We start from the raw sequence: 2039 nt of genomic DNA, 5'->3' as shown, positions 1-2039 counted from the left end.
AAATAACAAATTATAGATTTTCGATGGTACGCATGACATAATCACCGAATTCTTCACAAGTACATCCAGTGTCACGTCCTGTAATTGTCAATGCTTTTTCTTCGAACATACATTTATCCAGAGCCGCAGTTAACTGATCAGACTCTTTTTGGTAACCAATGTGAGAAAGGAGCATTGCACTGGCACGAAGCATACTGCACGGATCAGCATATTTAGCGCGACCCTCTTTTACCATGCGAGGGGCAGAGCCGTGGATCGCCTCAAACATTGCATAGCGTTTGCCGATGTTTCCAGAACCTGCCGTTCCAACGCCACCCTGGAACTCTGCGGCTTCATCCGTAATGATATCGCCATACAAATTCGGCAACACAAATACTTGAAAATCACGACGACGCTTAGGATCCACCAGCTTCGCGGTCATGATATCAATATACCAGTCGTCTGTTGTAATGTCCGGATATTTCTTTCCGATTTCCTGACACAAGCGCAAAAATTTTCCGTCAGTTGCTTTAACAATGTTAGCTTTTGTAACAATGGAAACGCGGTTTTTGTGGTTTTTATGAGCAAAATCGTAAGCGAGCGCTGCAATTCGTTCGGTACCGTCCGTAGTAGTAACGGTGAAATCAATTGAAATACCGTCCTCGGTTTCAAAGCCGCAGCTTCCAAGTGTATAAGCGCCTTCTGTATTTTCGCGGAAGAAGGTCCAGTCGATTCCTTGTTCCGGAACTTTTACAGGACGGACATTTGCAAACAGGTCAAGCTCTTTACGCATGGCCACATTAGCACTTTCAATATTGGGCCACTCGTCACCGGCCCGAGGCGTAGTTGTGGGGCCTTTTAAAATAACATGACATGCTTTCAGTTCTGCAAGTACATCGTCCGGAATGGCTTTCATATGTGCGGCACGGTTTTCAATGGTAAGACCATCAATCTCCTTAAATACAATTCGACCGCTTTCTACATCTTTTTTTAGAAGAAATCGTAATACACGTTCGGCTTCATGTGTAATCGTCGGTCCGATTCCGTCGCCACCGCAAATTCCGATGACAATTTGATCAAGCTTTGAGTAGTCTACAAAATCACCTTGTGCGCGCATTTCCGCTACACGACTTTTTTGTGCTTCGATTAGTTCTCCAAATTTTTCTTTGGCTTCATTTACCGTTACCATTCGAAAAAACCTCACTTTCCATTCAACGTTTTTTCACGCGTAAAGTTCAACAGACCTCCGGCCTTAATGATTTCAGCCTGCCTGGAAGAAATGTCACATTTCAAATGAGCAGTTGCACCGGTTGTTTTGTCTACTAAAGCAATGGGATGTCCCTCGAGACCGGCAAAAATATTTTCCAGCACGAGTTGATCGTTCAAGTTGATTTTATCGTAGTCATCCGGACACTCAAACTCCAAAGGCAAAATTCCTGCATTGACGAGGTTTGCTTTATGAATGCGAGCAAAACTCTTAGCAATTACCGCGCGGACTCCTAAGTACAACGGAACAAGTGCGGCGTGTTCACGACTGGATCCCTGTCCGTAGTTGGTACCACCCACGATAAAGCCGCCATTAGGTGCTGCTGTGGCTCTCTTGGGAAATTCCGGATCACATACTTCAAAACAGAAATTGGAAAGATAGGGAATATTGGAACGATAAGGAAGAATTTTGCTGCCAGCCGGCATAATGTGATCGGTCGTAATATTATCTCCCACTTTGAGAAGACAAGGCAATTCAAATACATTTTCCAACGGTTTTGCTTGTGGGAGCGGTTTAATATTTGGCCCGCGCAGAATTTCTACATTTTGATATTCATCTTCTCCGGCAGGAAGATCCACCATATTGTCGTTGACAGGGAACAAATCGGGGACCGCAATTGGAGCAAAAGCAGGAAGAGTTGTCGGATCTGTAATATATCCAGTCAGACAGCTAGCAGCAGCCGTTTCAGGACTTACAAGATAAACGCCTGCATCACGTGTACCGCTTCGTCCTTCAAAGTTACGATTAAATGTACGCAAAGAAATTCCAGCAGAATTAGGACTTTGGCCCATTC

General features: G+C 44.4%; 1 protein-coding gene and 1 pseudogene. Both read right to left on the bottom strand.

Annotation, left to right across the window (positions count from 1 at the left end):
- Window positions 1-10: 10 nt before the first annotated feature.
- Window positions 11-1168 (bottom strand): isocitrate/isopropylmalate family dehydrogenase, encoded by a 1158-nt coding sequence (locus AB5H98_RS13300; RefSeq protein ID WP_367926363.1) that lies wholly within the window; start codon window positions 1166-1168, stop codon window positions 11-13.
- Between the two features lie 11 nt (window positions 1169-1179).
- Window positions 1180-2039 (bottom strand): annotated as a pseudogene (locus tag AB5H98_RS13295) (aconitate hydratase); the annotation flags it as partial.

It is taken from the genome of uncultured Ruthenibacterium sp., assembly GCF_963558415.1.
Taxonomy (GTDB): domain Bacteria; phylum Bacillota; class Clostridia; order Oscillospirales; family Ruminococcaceae; genus Ruthenibacterium.
The sequence above is the reverse complement of the archived record's forward strand: the minus strand, read 5'-3'. Positions and strand labels throughout refer to the sequence as shown.